The organism is Pulveribacter sp., assembly GCF_032079985.1.
Taxonomy (GTDB): Bacteria; Pseudomonadota; Gammaproteobacteria; order Burkholderiales; family Burkholderiaceae_C; genus Melaminivora.
The window spans coordinates 61,187-79,814 of sequence record NZ_DAMATK010000009.1 but is presented as its reverse complement, the minus strand read 5'-3'; the positions used below and the strand labels follow the sequence as shown (position 1 = coordinate 79,814).

14 protein-coding genes are annotated in these 18,628 nt (G+C 70.8%); 6 read left to right on the top strand and 8 right to left on the bottom strand.

Annotated elements, in window-relative coordinates; all coding sequences use genetic code 11:
• Nucleotides 1–58: 58 nt before the first annotated feature.
• The 4 genes from RT282_RS16185 to RT282_RS16170 all read right to left on the bottom strand — a co-directional run bounded on the left by RT282_RS16185 (nt 59) and on the right by RT282_RS16170 (nt 6,569).
• Nucleotides 59–2,713, bottom strand: a complete 2,655-nt coding sequence (locus RT282_RS16185; RefSeq protein WP_313315937.1) for an EAL domain-containing protein — start codon at nt 2,711–2,713, stop codon at nt 59–61.
• On the bottom strand, nt 2,710–3,810 hold the full coding sequence (locus tag RT282_RS16180; protein WP_409519502.1) for a TRAP transporter substrate-binding protein: 1,101 nt from the start codon (nt 3,808–3,810) through the stop codon (nt 2,710–2,712). The genes RT282_RS16185 and RT282_RS16180 overlap by 4 nt, the downstream gene beginning before the upstream one ends.
• A gap of 22 nt (nt 3,811–3,832) precedes the next feature.
• Nucleotides 3,833–4,663, bottom strand: coding sequence for an SDR family oxidoreductase (locus RT282_RS16175; RefSeq protein WP_313315935.1), 831 nt, complete (start codon nt 4,661–4,663; stop codon nt 3,833–3,835).
• A 154-nt stretch (nt 4,664–4,817) separates the two neighbouring features.
• Complete coding sequence (locus RT282_RS16170) at nt 4,818–6,569, bottom strand: methyl-accepting chemotaxis protein (RefSeq protein WP_313315933.1); 1,752 nt, start codon at nt 6,567–6,569, stop codon at nt 4,818–4,820.
• 180 nt (nt 6,570–6,749) lie between these two features.
• Here RT282_RS16170 and RT282_RS16165 point away from each other — a divergent pair, with 180 nt between their 5' ends.
• Both RT282_RS16165 and RT282_RS16160 read left to right on the top strand, forming a co-directional pair.
• Nucleotides 6,750–7,640 (top strand): 3',5'-nucleoside bisphosphate phosphatase, encoded by an 891-nt coding sequence (locus tag RT282_RS16165; RefSeq protein ID WP_313315932.1) that lies wholly within the window; start codon nt 6,750–6,752, stop codon nt 7,638–7,640.
• A 21-nt stretch (nt 7,641–7,661) separates the two neighbouring features.
• The gene (locus RT282_RS16160; RefSeq protein WP_313080646.1) at nt 7,662–8,297 is read left to right on the top strand and encodes an L-threonylcarbamoyladenylate synthase; all 636 of its coding nucleotides are present in this window, start codon (nt 7,662–7,664) and stop codon (nt 8,295–8,297) included.
• 68 nt (nt 8,298–8,365) lie between these two features.
• On the opposite strand, the gene RT282_RS16155 is transcribed toward RT282_RS16160, so the two are convergent.
• The 4 genes from RT282_RS16155 to RT282_RS16140 all read right to left on the bottom strand — a co-directional run bounded on the left by RT282_RS16155 (nt 8,366) and on the right by RT282_RS16140 (nt 13,833).
• Nucleotides 8,366–10,462 carry a VWA domain-containing protein gene (locus RT282_RS16155; protein ID WP_313315930.1) on the bottom strand — a complete coding sequence of 699 codons (2,097 nt, stop codon included), beginning with the start codon at nt 10,460–10,462 and terminating at the stop codon, nt 8,366–8,368.
• A gap of 259 nt (nt 10,463–10,721) precedes the next feature.
• A complete protein-coding gene (locus tag RT282_RS16150) occupies nt 10,722–11,555 on the bottom strand; it encodes a CbbQ/NirQ/NorQ/GpvN family protein (RefSeq protein WP_409456830.1) in 834 nt (277 codons plus the stop codon).
• A 6-nt stretch (nt 11,556–11,561) separates the two neighbouring features.
• Nucleotides 11,562–12,938, bottom strand: coding sequence for a cbb3-type cytochrome c oxidase subunit I (locus tag RT282_RS16145; RefSeq protein ID WP_312306931.1), 1,377 nt, complete (start codon nt 12,936–12,938; stop codon nt 11,562–11,564).
• Between the two features lie 22 nt (nt 12,939–12,960).
• Complete coding sequence (locus RT282_RS16140; protein ID WP_313315928.1) at nt 12,961–13,833, bottom strand: cytochrome c; 873 nt, start codon at nt 13,831–13,833, stop codon at nt 12,961–12,963.
• Nucleotides 13,834–14,104: 271 nt separating this feature from the next.
• Between RT282_RS16140 and RT282_RS16135 the strand changes: the two genes are divergently transcribed.
• The 4 genes from RT282_RS16135 to RT282_RS16120 all read left to right on the top strand — a co-directional run bounded on the left by RT282_RS16135 (nt 14,105) and on the right by RT282_RS16120 (nt 18,617).
• Nucleotides 14,105–14,791 (top strand): site-2 protease family protein, encoded by a 687-nt coding sequence (locus tag RT282_RS16135; protein WP_409519501.1) that lies wholly within the window; start codon nt 14,105–14,107, stop codon nt 14,789–14,791.
• Between the two features lie 20 nt (nt 14,792–14,811).
• Entirely contained in the window at nt 14,812–16,122 is a 1,311-nt protein-coding gene (locus tag RT282_RS16130) for a tryptophan--tRNA ligase (protein WP_313315925.1), read from the top strand.
• Nucleotides 16,123–16,207: 85 nt separating this feature from the next.
• Entirely contained in the window at nt 16,208–16,942 is a 735-nt protein-coding gene (locus RT282_RS16125; protein WP_312306935.1) for a response regulator transcription factor, read from the top strand.
• Entirely contained in the window at nt 16,920–18,617 is a 1,698-nt protein-coding gene (locus tag RT282_RS16120) for a FecR domain-containing protein (protein ID WP_313315923.1), read from the top strand. Before RT282_RS16125 ends, RT282_RS16120 begins: the two co-directional genes overlap by 23 nt.
• Nucleotides 18,618–18,628 lie beyond the last annotated feature (11 nt).

The following is an 18,628-nucleotide window of genomic DNA, read 5'->3' as shown; positions in this document are numbered from 1 at the left end:
GCAAGAAAAGGAGGTCGCCCGCCGGGGCGAGACCCGGCCAGCGACATCAAAAAAACTCCTACCGCGCACGCCCCTTCACGTACTCCTCGAACTCCCCCACCGGCATGGGCCGCGCAAACAAGTACCCCTGGTACACCTCGCACCCATGCACCGCTAAAAAATCGCACTGCTGCTGCGTCTCCACCCCTTCGGCCACCACATCCAGCGCCAGGTTGCGCGCCATGCCCAGGATGGTCTGCACCACCACGTCGTCGCTGTGGCTCTCGCCCAGGTGCTGCACGAAGGAGCGGTCGATCTTCAGCCGCTGCAGCGGCAGGCGTGTCAGGTAAGCGAGAGATGAGTAGCCGGTGCCGAAGTCGTCCACCGCGAAGCGCACACCGCGGGTGCGCAGGCGGTGCATCTTGGCGATGGAGTCGTCCACGTCCTCCAACACCAGCGACTCGGTCAGCTCCAGCTCCAGGCGGTGAGCGCGCGCGCCGCTGGCGGCCAGGCTGGACAGCACCAGGTCCACGAAGTCGGGCTGGCGGAACTGCCGGGCGCTGACGTTCACGCTCAGGCACAGCTCGCGCAACGCCGGGTCGTCCTGCCAGCGCGCCAGCATCCGGCAGGCGCTTTCCAGCACCCAGCGGCCGATGGGCACGATGAGTTCGCTGTCCTCGGCCACGGCGATGAACTGGCCGGGCGGCACCAGGCCGCGCTCGGGATGCTGCCAGCGCAGCAGGGCCTCGGCACCGGCCACCTGGCCCTGGTTGTCCAGCTGCGGCTGCAGGTGCAGCACGAACTGCTCGGCAGGAAGGGCGCGCTTGAGGTCGGCCAGCAGCCGGGCGCGCTCGCTCAGGGCCACCTGCATGGAGGGGTCGAAGAAGCACAGCCCGTTGCCGCTGCGGGCCTTGGCCTCGTACATGGCGATGTCGGCCTGCTTGAGCACTTCCGAGGCGGTCTGCACTTCGGCGCCGAACAGCGTCACACCCAGGCTGGCGCCGCCGTGGTGCAGCTGGCCGGTCAGCGAATAGGGCCGCGCCAGCAGCGCCACGATCTGCTCGGCCACGGCGCGAGCCTGGACCGTGGCGGTAGGCGCGTCGCCGGCCAGATCCAGCAGCATGACCACGAATTCGTCGCCGCCCAGGCGTGCCACCAGGTCGCCGGCGCGCACGCCGGCCTCCAGCCGGCGGGCCACCTGGCGCAGCAGTTCGTCACCCGTTTCGTGGCCCAGGGTGTCGTTCAGGGTCTTGAAGTGGTCCAGATCGATGAACAGCACGGCCCCGTGGCTGCCCGCGCGCTGGGCGGCGACGCAGGCCTGTTCGATACGCTCCAGCAGCAGGCGGCGGTTGGGCAGGCCGGTGAGCGGGTCGTAGAAGGCCAGGTGCTCGACCTCGGCCGTGGCACGGCGCAGTTCGGTCAGGTCGTGGTACAGGATGACCAGGCCGCCGTCGGGCGTGGGCTGCTCGATGACCTGCACGTGCCGCCCGCTGGGCAGGCGCTGCTCCAGCGTGCCGCTGGCGCTGCCGTGGCGGCGCAGTCGCTCTTCCACCCAGGCGCGCTTGTCCTCCGGGCTGGCGCCTGGAAGGTGGTAGTGCACCGTGGTCTGCAACACGCGCTGGAAGGACACGCCCGGGCGCACCACGCCGGCCAGCCAGGGAAAGAATTCTTCGAAGCGCTGGTTCCACTGCACCACGTTGCCTTGTGCGTCCAGCAGCATGAAGCCGCTGAGCATGGCCCCCAGGGCCTCGTCCAGCAGCGCCTTGGACTGCGCCACCACGGCGCGCGCGCGGTGCATGCGCCGCAGGTGGACCGTGGCCAGTACGCCAGCCGCGACCATGGTCAGGCCCAGGGCCAGCGCCGCGCCGATGATCAGTTGCGACTGCACACTCCAGTCGGCCAGCGCGGCCTCGCGCGGCAGGCTGGCGGTCACCCACAAGTCCTCATACATCAGCGGGCGCATGGCCACCAGGCCTGGCGTGCTCAGCAGTCGCGTGCTGCCATGCCAGGACGGCAAGCCGCCCTCCAAGGCCACTCGGGCCAGCGGCGGGCCGCTGGCACGCTCGCCCTCCATCAGGCCCTGGGCAGGAGCCAGGCCCACCAGCAGGTCACCCCGCCCACGCTCCAGCGTCACCTCGGCCCCGGTCAGCGGCATGCCCTGCAGCAGCACGGCCACCAGCGCGTCCACCGGCACCTGGGCCACGGCCAGCCAGCGCCCGCCGCCCGGGGCGCGCAGGGCGCGGGCCACGTAGAGCACGCGCTCGGCGCTGCGCGAACTGACCAGGGGGTTGCTGACAACCAGCATGGGCACCGCCGGCGCCAGGGCCGCAGCCACGAAGTCCGGCGGCACCTGCATGGAGGCACCCGGCACCGGTACGAGGACGGGCGTGCCCTGCCCGTCCAGCAGCGCCACCTCGCGCACCATCAGGTTCTGGCGCGCCATGGCGGCCAGCAGCTGGGCGGACACGGGGGCGTCCGGCGCCTCGGCGGCGGGGACCACCTGCTCCAGAGTGGCCAGCAGCACGTCCAGCGCCAGCAGCGCGCGGTTCATGCCGACCTCGGCCCCGGTGGCGAAGCGGCCCAGCTGGGCCTCGGCCTCGGCCAACTGGGCGTTGCGCTGGCTCCACAACAATGCCGTCACGGCCAGGGCCAGCCCCAGCACCAGGGCAACGACCAGGGCCCAGACCAGGGCATAGGGACGGCGGCCGGGCGCGGCGGCGGCGATTTTCATCATGGCGGGCCCTGCGGGGCGGCGGCCCCGGACGAACGGCCGCTGCCCACGGGCAGCCGGGCGCAGGGTGCGCCGCAGCGCTCCAGCCAGCGCGGCAGCACGGAGGTGCGCAGAATGCTCTGGCGCCGCGCATCATCCTGCGGGCTGACGGGCACCAGCGCCATCGCGCCGCGTCGCCCGCTGGTGCAGCTGGCGCTACCGGTGTTGCAGGCCAGGCCGCGGCTGGTTTCCTCCTCGGCGCTCAGCCAGATGGCCGTCTCCAGGCGCGGCAGCTCGGTGCGCAGCAGCGTGCGCAGCTCCTGCGGCAGCGCCTGCCAGGCCGCCTGGTTGGCGCCGAAGATGGCCAGCCCCCAGGTGATGGGCATGGGGTAGAGGTAGCCGGTGTGCTGGTGCAGGCCCATGGCGTTGCCGGACATGGCGGCAGTCAACGCGCAGTCCAGCGCGCCGCCCTGCACGCTCTGCACCATCTGGGCGAAGGGCACCAGCCGCGGCTTGGCGCCCAGCGCGGCCACGAAGTCGCCCTGCGCCGCCGAGGACACGCGTACCGAGCGCCCGCGCAGGTCCGCCAGGCCGCGCAGCGGGTCGCGGCAAAACAGCACCTGCGCCGGGTAGACGTACAGGGCCAGCGGCTCGATGCCCTGCTCGTCGCGCAGCGCCCGCTCCAGCGCCGGGCGCACGGCCGCCAAGTTGGCACGCAGGGTGGCCATGTCGGGGTTCAGACCCGGCAGGTCGGGGGCCGTGTAGAAGGGGTACTGGGCCGACAGTGAGCTGACCAGCACGGTGCCGAAAGGCACCACGCCCAGGCGCAGCAGCCGCAGCATTTCGTTGCCGGGCACGCCCGCCCGGTCGAAGGGCACGATCTCGGCGGTGAAGCGCCCGCCGCTCAGGCGCGCCAGGTCGCGCGTCCAGAAGGGCGCCTCCAGCTGCGTGTACTGCGTGATGCCGGCCAGCCCGCCGACGACGCGCATCTTGAAAGGGGCCTCTGCGGCTGCGACGGCCGCTGCGCCCGGGCCGCCCAGGACGGTCGTCAGCGCCAGCAGCGCCCCGGCCAGCGCCCGGCCGGCGCGGCGCGCCAGCGTGCAAGGGCGTGGCTCGTGCATGGGCGCTTCCCGGCGGTGGGTGTCAGAACGTACCGGGGTAGGCGCCGCCATCGGCCAGCACGTTCTGCCCGACGATGTAGCCGGCGTGCACGCTGCACAGGAAGGCACAGATGGCGCCGAACTCCTCGGCCGTGCCGAATCGCCCGGCGGGAATGCGGGCCTGTTGCACGCGGCGCTCTTCATCGTCGCTGCGGCCGGACTGGGCGCGGGCGGCGCGCAGGGTGGCGGCCAGGCGGTCGGTGTCGAAGCGGCCAGGCAACAGGTTGTTGATGGTCACCCCGCGCGCGGCGATGCCGCTGCGCGCCACGCCGGCGACAAAACCGGTGAGCCCGCTGCGCGCGCCGTTGGACAGGCCCAGGATGTCGATGGGTGCCTTCACGGAGCTGGAGGTGATGTTGACGATGCGCCCGAACCCGCGCTGCGCCATGCCGTCCACCACGGCACGTATCAGCTCGATCGGGGTGAGCATGTTGGCCTCTACGGCCGCCAGCCAGGCGTCGCGGTCCCAGTCGCGAAAGTCGCCAGGCGGTGGGCCGCCGGCATTGGTCACCACGATGTCCAGCTGCGCGCCCGGCCCGCCGGGGGCGGCCAGCACGGCGGCGCGACCTTCGGGTGTGGTGATATCGGCGACCACGGCGATGACTTGCGGTTGAGAGTTGTTTTGGCCTCTAGCCCTTGCCCCATCAGCGCCGGCAGCTATCAATCGGCTAGCAGCCTGGTGCAACGCATCGGCGCCGCGCGCATTCACGACCAGGTTCACGCCTTCGCGCACCAGCGCCTGCGCGCAGCCCAGGCCCAACCCCTTGCTGGCGCCGCACACCAAGGCCCATTTGCCTGCAATACCCAAATCCATGTCAGTTCTCCCCGGCGGCCACAATGCGTTAACAATTTGACAAGAATAGTAGATATCCCCAGAGCCTGCGGCAATGTTGCACCTAAAAGAGCTGCCGGTGCCCATGGAGCGGGCGCCGGCAGCTCTCATCTTGGGCCGCTGGGGAGGCTCGCCGTCAGAAGCTTTCCCATTCGTCCTCGGCGCCCGCGACTACCGGGGAGCGACTGGGCGCAGCGATCTTTGGCCGCGGGGCGGGAGCCGGTGTGGGCATCGGGCTGGCAGCAGGCCTGGCCCGGGCCACGGCGGGTGCCACAACCCGTGCTGCAGGCGCGGATGCGGGCGCTGCAATGCGGCGGGGGGCTGGAGCCGGGGCCGGAGCGCCCGCGCCCACGTTGAACACCGACACCACCTGCGCCAGGCGCTGGGCCTGCTCGTGCATGGCAGCCGCGGCGGCGCTGGACTCCTCCACCAGGGCGGCGTTTTGCTGCGTCATCTGGTCCAGGTTGGCCACGGCCTGGTTGACCTGGGAGATGCCATCACGCTGCTCGGTGGAGGAGGCGGTGATCTCGCCGATCAGGTCGCTTACGCGGCGCACGCTGGTGACGATGTCCTGCATGCTCTGGCCTGCCTGCTCCACCTGGGCGGAGCCGGTCTGCACGTTGTCCACGCTGGTGGTGATGAGCTGCTTGATCTCCTTGGCCGCCTCGGCGCTGCGCTGGGCCAGGCTGCGCACTTCCCCGGCCACCACCGCAAAGCCCCGGCCCTGCTCGCCGGCGCGGGCCGCCTCCACCGCAGCATTGAGCGCCAGGATGTTGGTCTGAAAGGCGATGCCGTCGATCACGCCGATGATGTCGGCGATCTTGCGGCTGGAGTCGGTGATCTGCTGCATGCTGCCCACCACCTGGCCCACCACCTCGCCGCCGCGCTCGGCGGCCTGGGCGGCGGTGGCGGCTAGCTGGTTGGCTTGGCGTGCGGTGTCGGCGGCCTGGGTGACGGTGGAGGTGAACTGCTCCATGCTGGCCGCTGTCTCCTGCAGGCTGGCCGCCGCGTGTTCGGTGCGCGAGGACAAATCCTGGTTGCCGCTGGCGATCTCGCTGGAGGCGCTGGATATCGATTCCACTCCCGACCGCACCTCGGCCACCACGCCGCGCAGCCGCGCGCCCATGGCCGAGAGCGCGCGCAGCAGCTGGCCCAGCTCGTCGGAGCGCTCCTCGCGCATGTCCTGCGTCAGGTCTCCGGCGGCGATGGCGTCGGCCAGACCCACTGCGCGGTCCAGCGTCCGGGTAATGGAACGCACCAGCAGCCCGGCCAGCACCAGACCCATGGCCACCACGATCAGTGCTACCACCGCGCCAATGGCCAGGGTGCGCGTGCGCTGGCGGGCCGCCTCATCGCGGGCCGCATCGCGCTCGCCCTGTTGCAGCTTCACGAACGCATCCAGCTCCGCGGCGTAGCGCTGCACGGCCGGACGCAGCTGGCCTTCGGCGAGGGCCTCGACGCCGGAGAAATCCGCGTCGCCACGCAGCTTCTCGGCCTGCGTGTTCAGCTCCAGCACCTGCTGATGCGCTTGGCCGATGCGCTCGAGCTGCGCCTGCGCCTCGGGCGCGGTGGCGCTGGCCGACACCTCCTGGCGCAGCTGGTCCATCACCTCGATGCCTGCGCGCGACTCCTGCCGGGTGCGCTTCTCCAAGTCGCTATCAGTGACGCTCACGGCCATCACGGCCTGGTGCATGGCCAGTGCCGTGGCGCCCTGCCAGCGCGTGGCCAGGCTGATCTGCCGCTCCGCGGCATCGACCCGCTGCGCCGAGCGGTCGAGCACGCCCAGCGTGTAGAACAGCAGGCCACCCTGCAGCAACAGCATGGTGGCCATCAGGCCCAAGATGATGCCCCACAACTTATGGCGCAATGAGAACTGTCGAATGTTCATCGGAAACGTCACCTTCTTCGCAAAACGGCCCCGGGGCGCGCGCAGCATGGGTACCGGGCAAGCTTCTACACATAGTGTCTCACCATTAAACATTAATTTACAAACAGACCCATTTCCGCGCATCCGTCGCCAGCATTGGCTGACAGCCGCCCTCTGGCACCCCGTCCCTACAATGCACTCGTGACTCTCCTCCTCAACGCCGACCTGCACTGCCATTCCGTCGTCTCCGACGGCACGCTCACGCCCGAAGCGCTGGCCGCACGAGCGCATGGCAATGGCGTGCAGCTGTGGGCCCTCACCGACCACGACGAGATCGGCGGCCAGCACCGCGCCATGGCCGCCGCCCACGCCCTGGGCATGGACTATCTGACCGGGGTGGAGATCTCCGTCACCTTTGCCGACACCACGGTACACATCGTCGGCTTAGGCTTCGACGCCGACGATGCGCAGCTGGCCCAAGGCCTGTCGGCCACGCGCGGCGGACGCGGCGAGCGCGCGCAGGAGATCGCGCGCCAGTTGGCCCAGGTGGGCATCCGGGGCGCCTACGAAGGCGCACTGCGCTATGTGGGCAACCCCGAGCTGATCTCGCGCACGCACTTCGCCCGGCACCTGGTGGAGACCGGGGTGTGCCGCGACACCAGCGAGGTCTTCCGCCGCTTTCTCACCGAAGGCCACCCGGGCTACGTGCCGCACCGCTGGGCCACCCTGGGCGACGCGCTGCGCTGGATCCACGAAGCCGGCGGCGTCGCGGTCATCGCCCACCCTGGGCGCTACCGCTTCACGCCGACCGAGGAATACGCGCTGTTTTCCGAGTTCAAGCAGCACGGCGGCCAGGGCGTGGAGGTGGTCACGGGCAGCCACATGCCTTCCGAATACCCGGTCTATGCCGCCATGGCGCAGGAGTTCGGCCTGGTGGCCTCGCGCGGCAGCGACTTCCACAGCCCCGACGAATCGCACACCGACCTGGGCGCCCTGCCCGACCTGCCGGGGCAGCTGACGCCCGTGTGGAAGCTGCTGGACGACCGCATCCTGCGCGCACCCCGCCCTCCGCATGAAGCGCTGCAGCAATAAGAACGAAAGACGAAAGCAGACATGGCACAGCTCTTCGAGGTCTACCCCGACAACCCACAGCCACGCGTGCTGCAACAGGCGCAAAAGCTGCTGGCCGGCGGCGGCATCCTGGCCGTGCCCACGGATTCCAGCTATGCCCTGGTCTGCCGCCTGGACGACAAGGCCACGGTGGATCGCATGCGCCGCGTGCGCCAGATCGACGAAAAGCAGCTGCTGTCGCTGCTGTGCCGCGACCTGTCGGAGCTGGCCAGCTACGCCCAGGTGGACAACCGCCAATTCCGGCTGCTGAAACTGGGCACGCCCGGCCCCTACACCTTCATCCTGGAAGCGACCAAGGAAGTGCCGCGCCGCGTCAGCCACCCGCAGCGCAAGACCATCGGCCTGCGCGTGCCCGACCGCAAGGGCCTGCAGCTGCTGCTGGAGCTGCACGGCGCGCCGCTGCTGGCCACCACGCTGATCCCGCCCGGCGAGACCGCGCCCTTGAACGATCCCGACGAGATCCGCGAGCGCTTCGGCAAGGTCATCGATGGCGTGGTGGATGCGGGCGGCTGCCCGCTGGAGCAGACCACGGTGCTGGACCTGACGCCCATGAACACCGGCGGCGACCCGGTGGTGGTGCGCGAGGGCCTGGGCAGTTTGGCCAGGCTGGGGCTCTGATTCAAGGCCTTTTTGGCCTCCAGCGCCCGCCAGTCAAGCGCGGGCAGCTATCAAAACAGTAGTTCAAGCTACTGCAGCACCAGCCGGCGCAGCCACTCCAGCAGCACTTCGGGCAGGCGCTCGGGCCGCTGCAGCAGCGCGTAGTGGTGCGGGCCGAACACGGCGGGCAGGTAGCTGGCGGCCTGCCGGTCGATGGTCAGGCAGAACGGCGCGATGCCCTGCAGCCGCGCCTCGGTCGCCGCCTGGCGCATGTCCTCCAGGCCGTAGCGGCCCTCGTACTGGTCCACGTCGTTGGGCTTGCCGTCCGACAGCAGCAGCAACAGGCGGTGCGCCGCAGGCTCCTTCATCAGCGTGGCGGTGGCGTGGCGCAGGGCAGCGCCGGCGCGGGTGTAGTGCTCGGGCTCCAGCCCGGCAATGCGCAGCGCGGCCTCCTGGCCATAGGCCTCGCCAAAGCGCTTCACACTGCGCACCACGACGCCCTGCGGCCCCTCGCCCGAGAACGCCTGCACGGCAAACGGCGTGCCCATGCCGTCCAGCGCCAGCGAAACCATCAGCAGCGCTTCGCGCGCCACGTCGATCACGCGCCGCCCCGGCGACAGCCAGGCATCGGTCGAGCCGCTGACGTCGATCAGCACCAGCACGGCCAGGTCGCGCCGCTGCCGGCGCTCGCTGCGATACAGACGCTGCGCCAGCGGCAGGCCGGCGGCGAAGTCGGCGCGTGCCTCGATGCAGGCCTCCAGATCGATGTCGTCGCCGTCCAGCTGGCGGCGCACGGGCACACGCCGGCTACGCAGCAGTTCGAAGCGCCGGCGCACCTCGTGCAGCCGGCCGCGGTGCGCCTGCAGCGTCTGCTCCAGCCACTCGGGCGCACCGGGCACGGCGGCGCGCAGGCGCACCGTCGCGCCGTGCGGCAGGTAGGTGCCGGTGCGCCAGTCCCACTCCGGGTAGGGCAGCGCGTCGTCGGCGGCTGCGGTGTCGGCGGCCGCCGTGCCGGCACGGCGCGCCAGCGCCTCGGGCGGGTCGTCGGACAGCAGCACCTCCTTGGGCCGGCCGGCGGTGGCCACCAGGCGCGCCTCCGGCAGCTCGGACAGCGCGTCGGCGAACTCCTCGGCCGCCGTGTCGCTGTCACGGTCGGTAGGGCGCTGCAGGCCCATGGGGTCGGCCGCCTGTTCGTGCGGCTGCGCGGTTTGCACCATCCACGCGCCGGGCTGGCCCTCATCATCGTCCTCGTCCTCCAGCGCGTCACGCACCTGCGGGCGACGGGCCAGGCGGGCAGCGCGGGTCGGAGCGCCAGGGCCCTCGACGTCTTCCTGCGCTCCAGCCGTGCCGTGCACCCTGGGCGCGCTGGCAGCGGGGCGCAGTTCGCCCAGCCAGGCGTCGGCCACCAGCCAGCGCTGCTGGCGCACGGGCGTGCCAGGCGGGCGCAGCCGTGGCGCCAGCGCCAGCGCGCGCGCGCGTACCTGGGTCACGTCAGCCGGCAGCGCGAGCAGCACTTCGTCTGCGCCGGCAGCGCCCGTGGGCAGATCCACGGCAGCCAGGCGCAATGGCTGGTCGGCGGATGAGCGCAGCAGTGCCTGTAACAGCGCCTCCAGCGGGCGCAGGTGCGTTGCCAGCTGGGTCCTGTGCGGACGCTGCGCCAGGGCCTGGGCGCGCAGCCGTGCCAGCGCGGCGCCCAGCCCGGGAAGGTGGTGCAGCAGCGCGTGGTCGGCGGCATGCGCCTCTAGCAAGGTCAGCAGCGCACGCTCCAGCGGGTCACGCAGATCGCGCAGATGGCGGGCCGCGCCGCGCTGGGCGCGCAGGCCGTGCACCAGCGCCAGGATGCGGTAGTCACCGGCAGCGGCATCCGGCCCAGCGTCGGCCGGCAGCTGCGGCGGCAGCCACAGGTTGGCGCCGTCGGTCGCCGGCAGGGGGCGGGTGGACGGCGGCGGCTCGCCGCGCTGCAGCCAGCGCGACAGGAAGGTGGGCGGTGCCGGCAGCTGGGCCGGGCGCAGGCGCAGGCCCGGGCCGAGGGCAGCGGCCAGCAGCAGATCGAGCCGCGGCGCCACGTCGGCCAGCAGCAGCACCGGCGGGCCGGGCGGCGGCGGGCGATGGCGGCGCCACAGCCGCTGCGCATAAACGGTGGCGTGGCGAGCGACATCGGTGATGACGTCTTCGGCTTCAGCCATGGTGCTTCATGGGGAAAAAAGCGATCACCGCTGTGACGTTCAAAGGGCCTTTGGCCACCATTTTCGATAGCTTCACGGCCCGCGCGCGCCGTTCTTTCCGCGCGTTTCTGAAACGGCGGGCTCCGGCCCACGCAGGCGCGCACCGTGCCTGCCGAAGGATAGCGGACGTGGGGTGGAGCGCTGCCCTGCCTTGTCCTTTCCTGCAGGCGTTGCGTGCCGGGGCCGGAGACCGCCAGGCAGCCGCAGGGCAGTGCACCGCTCACACAAACGTCGCATCCACCAGGTCACGCATGGCAGCCGCCAGCGCGGCATCATCGGACAGAGGCGCGACGATGGCGTGCACGCAGGCCCGCCGCAGCTCGACGCCGCGCACCGCCAGCTGCGCTGTAGCGACCAGCAGCCGCGTGCTGGGCACCTCGGCCAGGCCGCGGTCGTGCAGCGCGCGCAGGCGCCCGGCCAGCTGCACCAGCGCACGCGCATCGGGCTCGGCGATACCGCTTTCGCGCACGACGATGCGCGCCTCGGCCTCGGGCGCAGGAAAATCGAAGTCCAGCGCCACGAAGCGCTGGCGCGTGCTGGGTTTCAGGTCCTTCAGCATGCGCTGGTAGCCGGGGTTGTACGACACCACCAGGCCGAAGCCGGGCGCGGCCTGCAGCAGCTCGCCGGTCTTGTCGATGGGCAGCTGGCGGCGGTGGTCGGTCAGCGGGTGCAGCACCACCACGGTGTCCTGGCGCGCCTCGACCACCTCGTCCAGGTAGCACAGGGCGCCTTCGCGCACGGCGCGGGTCAGCGGTCCGTCCTGCCACACCGTACCGTCGTGGGTGATGAGAAAGCGCCCGATCAGGTCGCTCGCGCTCAGGTCGTCGTGGCAGGAGATGGTGATGAGCGGACGCCCCAGGCGCCACGCCATGTGCTCGACGAAACGCGTCTTGCCGCAGCCCGTGGGTCCCTTGAGCATCACCGCCAGCCCCTGCGCGTGGCACTGGGCGAAGACTTCGACCTCGTCGGCGCCGGGCAGGTAGTAAGGCTCGGACGCGGCATCCGGGTGGATGCCGCCCGCGGGCTGCTGCTGCGAGAAGGTGGCCGCGTCCACCACGCGTCAGGCCACCGCCGCGGCGGGCCGGGCCGGCACGGGGCGCGGCGCCGGGTCGTCGGTGCGCACTTCCATGCGCAGCGGGTAGCGGAAGAAGTCGATGATGAACAGCGCCACGCCCACGGCGAAGATGGAGGCAGTGATGATCAGCATGACGAAGTGCACCTGAATCTTGAGCTGCGCGTCCAGGTAGCCCATCCCCATGATGCGCTCCAGGTACACCTGCCCGATGCCCGCGGTGGCGAACGACAGCGTCATGCCGAACATGCCGGCCAGCTGCATCCAGAAGGCCGTGTAGCCCATGGAGGTGCCCTCCTCCGGACGGCGCGTGAACGATGGCAGGGCGTAGCTGATCATGGCCATGACGATCATGGCGTAGGCGCCATAGAAGGCCGCGTGGCCGTGCATGGCGGTGATCAGGGTGCCGTGCGTCCACTTGTTCACGCTCGGGAAGGTGTGGGCCAGGCCCAGCAGGCCTGCGCCGAACATGGTGTAGACGGCGCTGCCCACCGTCCAGTGCAGGGCCAGCTTGTTCGGGTGCGCCAGCCCCGAGCGGCGCATGGCGTAGTAGGCGTACATGGCCATGCCGACCAGGGCCGCCGGCTCCAGTGCACTGAACACGCCGCCGATGGGCAGCCAGTACGCCGGGACGCCGACCCAGTAGTAGTGGTGCGCCGTGCCCAGGATGCCGGCGATGAACACCAGGCCGACGATGACGTACAGCCACTTTTCCATCACCTCGCGATCGGCGCCGGACAGGCGGATCAGCAGGTAGGCCAGGAAGCCGCCCTGGATCATCTCCCACACGCCCTCCACCCACAGGTGGATGGTCCACCAGCGGTAAAAGATGGACACCGTGTAGTTGTGGTACTCCAGCAGCGCCGGCACATACAGCACCGCAGCCAAACCCAGTCCGCCCAGCAGCACGCCCTCGGGCGTGGTGAAGCGGCCAGACTTCCTGATCGTCATGCCGATGTTGTAGAGGAAGATCAGCATGGCGACGACGATGGCCAGCTTGGACGGCAGCGGCTGCTCCAACAGTTTGTTGCCGGTGCCGTAGCGGAACAGGTAGCCAATCACCGTGGCCACGCCCATCACCACCCAGATCACGAGCTGGATGTAGGCCAGCTTGACGCTGTAGAGCTCGGTGCGCGACTCGTCGGGCACCATCCAGTAGGTGGCTCCCATGAAGCCGCAGATCACCCAGACGATCAGCACGTTGGTGTGGATCATCTTGGTTACGTCGAACGGCAGGATGTACAGCAGCGGGTCCGGCCCCAGGTACTTGGTGGCCGACAGCAGGCCGAAGACGATCTGCAGGCCGAACAGCGCGACGGCGACGGCGAAATACCAGTAGGCGACGGATTGGGATTTGTATCTCATGGTGGGCTCCGGCGTCGGTCGTTCACTTCAGGGACATCAGGTAGGCCACGAGCTGGTCGATCTGCTCGGGCGTGAGGTCCTTGGCGTAGGTGGTCGGCATGAAGGAGGTGCCGTCGGCCGAGTACATGGGCCCGGGCACCAGGTGCGCGCTGGGCTCCACGATGGACTCGTGCAGGTAACCCTCCACATCCTTGGCCTTGCCCTTGTAGTCCTGCGAGGCCAGCAGGGCCTCGGTGCGACCCTTGACGCCAGCCAGCGACGGGCCGGCCATGTTCACGCCCGGGGCGGTCGAGTGGCAGGCGGTGCAGGCTGGCGTGGCAGTGCGGAACACCCGCTCGCCCAGGGCGATGGGATTCTCGTCGCCGGCGAGCGGCCGCGCGCCCGGCGGCGGCTCGATGCCGCCGCGCTCGACCTTGGCGCCGCTGGTCTGCTGCTCCACGCTGCGGTCGCTGCCGGGCAGCGCCGCTCCGGTGACCAGAATGGGCCGCGGCGGCCAGCCCTGGTTGTCCACGTTGCTGACCCAGTCGAAAAAGGCGATCAGGCCAGCGATGTCATCGTCGCTGAGGTCCTGCTTGGGCATCAGGCGCCGGTGGCGCTGCTCGTCGTAGAACTTGGACGGGTCCTTCAGATAGGCCGTGAGGTAAGCTTCGCCACGCAGCTTGGTGATCTTGGTCAGGTCGGGCGCGTAGTAGGCGCCTTCGCCGAAGAGCGTGTGGCAGTTGATGCAGTTGTTCTTGTGCCAGACGTTCTTGCCGTGCGTCACGGCGGGCGTGATGGACTCGGCGTTGGTCAGGCGGTCGAACTGGCGGTGGCTGTCCAGGGTCAGCCCGATGAAGGCCGCAGCCGACAGGGCGGTGGCGACGATGGCGAAAAGCCGGGTCTGGCGCTTGTTCATGGTGTGGCCTCCCTGCCTTCAGACGCTGATGCCGGTCCAGTAGGTGATGGCCATGGTGCCGGCGTAGACCATGGCCACCGCCATGAGCAGCACCACCACCAGCGCAAAAATTTTCAAGGGGGCGTACCAAGCGTGCATCGTGGACCTCCGGTTGTTCTTGTCTGAGCCGGTGCCTTGCACACCGAGCCTTACGCGGCATTGTTGGACCTGGGGCCCGCCAGCCCTTGTCGGACAAGCGCCCATGCCCTGTGGGACGTGGCTGACAGGCGCCATGCGCGACAATCGGCGAGTGCCCTCCTCCGACATCATCCAGACCATCCTGATCTACGCCCTGCCCGTGCTGTTCTCCATCACGGTGCATGAGGCCGCGCACGGCTACGTGGCGCGCTATTTCGGCGACAACACGGCCTACATGCTGGGGCGCATGACGCTCAACCCCATCAAGCACATCGACCCCATCGGCACCATCCTGATGCCGCTGCTGCTGTACTTCTCCACCTCGGGCGCCTTCGTCTTCGGCTATGCCAAGCCGGTGCCGGTCAATTTCGGCAACCTGCGGCACCCCAAGCGCGACATGGTCTGGGTGGCGCTGGCCGGGCCGGCCTCCAACTTCGTGCAGGCCATTGCCTGGGCGCTGCTGCTGGTGGCGCTGGTGGCCGCGGGTGTGGAAGAGCCCTTCTTCACGCAGATGGCCCGCGCCGGCATCCTGGTCAACCTGGTCATGTGGGCCTTCAACCTGTTCCCGCTACCGCCGCTCGATGGCGGGCGCGTGCTGGCCGGCCTACTGCCCATGCGCCAGGCGATGTGGCTGTCGCGCATCGAGCCCTACGGCTTTTTCATCGTGCTGGCGCTGGTGCTGGCCGGCGTGGTGGGCTCGCTGTGGCTGCGCCCGCTGATGTCGCTGGGCTACGAAGCCATCAACCTGCTGCTGACCCCCTTCGTCGCGCTGCTGCGCTGACCCCCTCCCTGTCCTGATCCATGCAAGAACCCACGCGCTTTCTCACCGGCATCACCCCTTCGGGCACCCCGCACCTGGGCAATTTCGTCGGCTCCATCCGCCCCTCCGTGGCCGCCAGCCGCTCGGGCGGCGTGGAGAGCTATTACTTCCTGGCCGACTACCACGCCCTCATCAAGTGCCAGGAGCCCGAGCGCGTGAACCGCTCCACGCTAGAGATCGCCGCCAGCTGGCTGGCCGCCGGGCTGGACCCGCAGCACGTCACCTTCTACCGCCAGTCCGACATCCCCGAGATCCCCGAGCTGCACTGGCTGCTGACCTGCGTGACCGGCAAGGGCCTGCTCAACCGCGCCCACGCCTACAAGGCCGCGCAGGACAAGAACCACGAAGCCGGCCGCGACGGCGACGACGGGGTGTCCGCCGGCCTGTTCATGTACCCGGTGCTCATGGCCGCCGACATCCTGCTGTTCAACGCCCACCACGTGCCCGTGGGCCGGGACCAGGTGCAGCACATCGAGATGGCGCGCGACATGGCATCCAGCTTCAACCACCTGTACGGCAGCCACTTCACGCTGCCCGAGGCGGCCATAGAGGACAACGTGGCCCTGCTCGCCGGCCTGGACGGGCGCAAGATGAGCAAGAGCTACGACAACACCATCCCGCTGTTCACCCCGCGCGAACAGCTGAAGAAGCTGATTGGCTCCATCGTCACCGACTCGCGCGCGCCGGGCGAGCCCAAGCAGGTCGAGGGCTCGGCCCTGTTCCAGATCTACCAGGCCTTCGCCACGCCCGAGGAAACGGACGCCATGCGCCGCGCTTACGCCGGCGGCATCGCCTGGGGCGAGGCCAAGCAGCAGCTGTTCGAGCGCATCGACCGCGAGATCGCGCCCATGCGCGCGCGCTACGACGACCTGATGGCCCACCCCGAGAAGGTCGAGGCCGTGCTGCAGCAAGGTGCCCAGCGCGCCCGCGCCCAGGCCCAGCCCTTCCTGCAGCGCCTGCGCGCCGCCGTCGGCCTGCGCCCCTTGAGCGCGGCCATCGCCACGCCGCTGCCCAAGACCAAGCCGGCCGCTGCTGCCGCCCTGCCCAGCTTCAAGCAGTACCGCGAAAAGGACGGCCGCTTTTACTTCAAGCTGGTGGCCGCCGACGGCCGTGTGCTGCTGCAAAGCACCGGCTTCGAGGCCCCGCGCGAGGCCGGCCAAGCCATCGCCCGGCTGCAGGCCGAGCCCGACGCCCTGGCGCAGCTGGCCGGCCAGCTGGCACCCGTGGAGGGCGTGCAGCCCGGCGAGGCCGCCGCGGCGCTGCGGGCCCTGGCCGCGGCCAGGGACGAATGAAGACTATCAAAACAATAGCTACTTGCGCTTGACTGGCAAGGGCTAGAGGCCGAAAACACCAATAATCGCAGAAGGGAGCACGGGCATGCGCATCGCCGCAGTGGACGACGACACGCTACAGCTGGAGCTGTTCACGCACGCACTGGGCGCGATGGGCCATGCCTGCCACACCTTCGCCACCGGGGCGGCGCTGCTCAAGTCGCTGCGCCGCGAAACCTACGACCTGCTCATCGTCGACTGGCAGCTGCCCGACACCAGCGGCCCGGACATCGTTCGCCAGGTGCGCCAGCAGCTGGCGCCGCAGCTGCCCATCCTCTTCGTCACCCATCGTCAGGAAGAAGCCGACATCGTCGAGGGCCTGGCCTGCGGCGCCGACGACTTCATGACCAAGCCCGTGCGCGTGGCCGAGCTGGGCGCGCGCGTCGGCGCCCTGCTGCGCCGTGCCTACCCGCCAGCCACCGGCGGGCCCCTGGAGTTCGGCCGCTACCGCTTCCTGCCCGAGACGCACGAGCTGCTGATGGACGGTCAGCCCGTGGCGCTGAAGGCGCGCGAATACGAGCTGGCGCTGTTTCTGTTCCAGAACCTGGGCCGGCTGCTGTCGCGCGACCACCTGCGCGAGGCCATCTGGGGGCACAGCGCCGAGGTCATCTCGCGCTCGCTGGACACCCACATCTCGCGCTTGCGCACCGTGCTGGACCTGCGCCCGGCCAGCGGCTTCGCCATCACCTCGGTGTACGGCGTGGGCTATCGCTTCGAGGCCGTCAAGCCCCTGGACGCCCCCCAGGAAGCCCTTGCCCATGACAACAACGACAACGACTAGTCCAGCCCTGCGCCGCCTGCTGCCCTGGGCGCTGCTGCTGGCGCTGCCAGGCCCGGCCCTTGCCCAGCCCGCCAGCGCCATCGAGCACACCGTGCGCCCCGGCGACACGCTGCAGGCCTTGGCCACTCACTACCTGGGTGACGCCCGGCTGTGGCCCGGACTGCAGCAGGAAAACCACGTGGCCGACCCGCGCCGGCTGCGGCCCGGCTCGCGGCTGCGCATCCCCCTGCACCTGCTGCCCGCGGGCAGCGCAGAGGTGGCTTTCGCGCAGGGCGACGTGCGCGTGCAGCTGCCCGGGGGCCAGCCCCAGGCGCCCCGGCCCGGCCAGCCCCTGCCCGAGGGCGCACGCGTGCAGGCCGGCACCGATTCCTTCATCACCGTGCGGCTGGCCGACGGCACGCTGGTGCGCGTGCAGGCCGACTCGCAGGTGCAGATCGAGCAGCTGCGCCGGCGCGGTCGGGCTGGCGATGCGCAGTCCGTGCTGCAGCTGGAGCGCGGCAGCGTCGAGCCCAGCGTGCCGCCGCAGCCACCGCAGCGCCAGCGCCGCTTCGAGATCCGCACCCCGTCAGCCAGTACCGCCGTGCGCGGCACGCGTTTCCTGGTCGAGCTGGCGCCGGACGGGCGCACGCTGGCCGCCGTGACCGAGGGCGCGCTGGCCGTGGCGCCCGGCACGGCGGATGCAGACGCAAGTGCCCAGGTGGTCTCCCAGGGCCACGGCGTGGTCGTGTCTGCGGCTGGCGCCGTAGGCGCGCCCGCTCCGTTGCTGCCCGCGCCCGCCCTGGACGCGCTACCGGCCACGCTGGAGGACGCCGACTTCCTCACGCTGGCGCTGGCGCCGGTGCCAGGCGCCGCGGCCTACCAGGTGCAGGTGGCGCGCGACGCGCAGTTCGCCGCCATCGTGCGCAGCGTCACCGCGCCCGGCCCGCAAGTGCGCCTGCCGGCCGTCCCGGATGGCGACTATTACTTGGCCGCCCGCGCCATGGATGCCGCCGGCCTGCCCGGCCAGCGGGCGCAGCGCGCCGTGCGCGTGAAGGCGCATCCGGTCGCCCCGCTGGCCCAGGCGCCGCTGGGCGGCGCCACGCTGGCGCACGGCCAGGGCACGCTGGCCTGCACCCCCGTGCAGGGCGCAGCGCGCTACCGCATCCAGGTGGCGGGCGAGGCCGGTTTCGCCGCGCCGCTGCTGGACGAGACCCGCGCTGGCCAGTGCGCGCTAGCCCTGGCCACACTGGCACCCGGCCGCTACCAGTGGCGCGCGGCCAGCGTGCGCGAGCTGGCCGGCGGCGCGCTGGACCAGGGCCCCTTCGGCCCGGCCCAGCCCTTTGCCGTGGCCGAGCGACCGCCCGCCCTGGGCGCGCAGGCCATCGCCGCCAGCGAAAGCGGCAGCCGCATCAGCCTGTCCTGGCCGGGCGCCGCCGGCCAGCGCTTCAGGCTGCAGCTGGCGCCGGATGAAGCGGGCTTCGCGCATCCCCTGGTGGACGAAGAGCTGGCCGAGCCTGCCTGGGCGGCGCCGGCCCTGGCGCCCGGCAGCTACCTGGTGCGCATCCGCACGCGCGATCCGTCGGGACTGGAGAGCGCCTTCTCCACCCCGCGCCAGGTCGTGCTGCCGCCGGCCGTGCAAAGCGGCACCGGCCTGCCCATCACCTCCGCCGACGGCCGCCCGCTGTCGGCGCCCTGACGGCCTTCGCC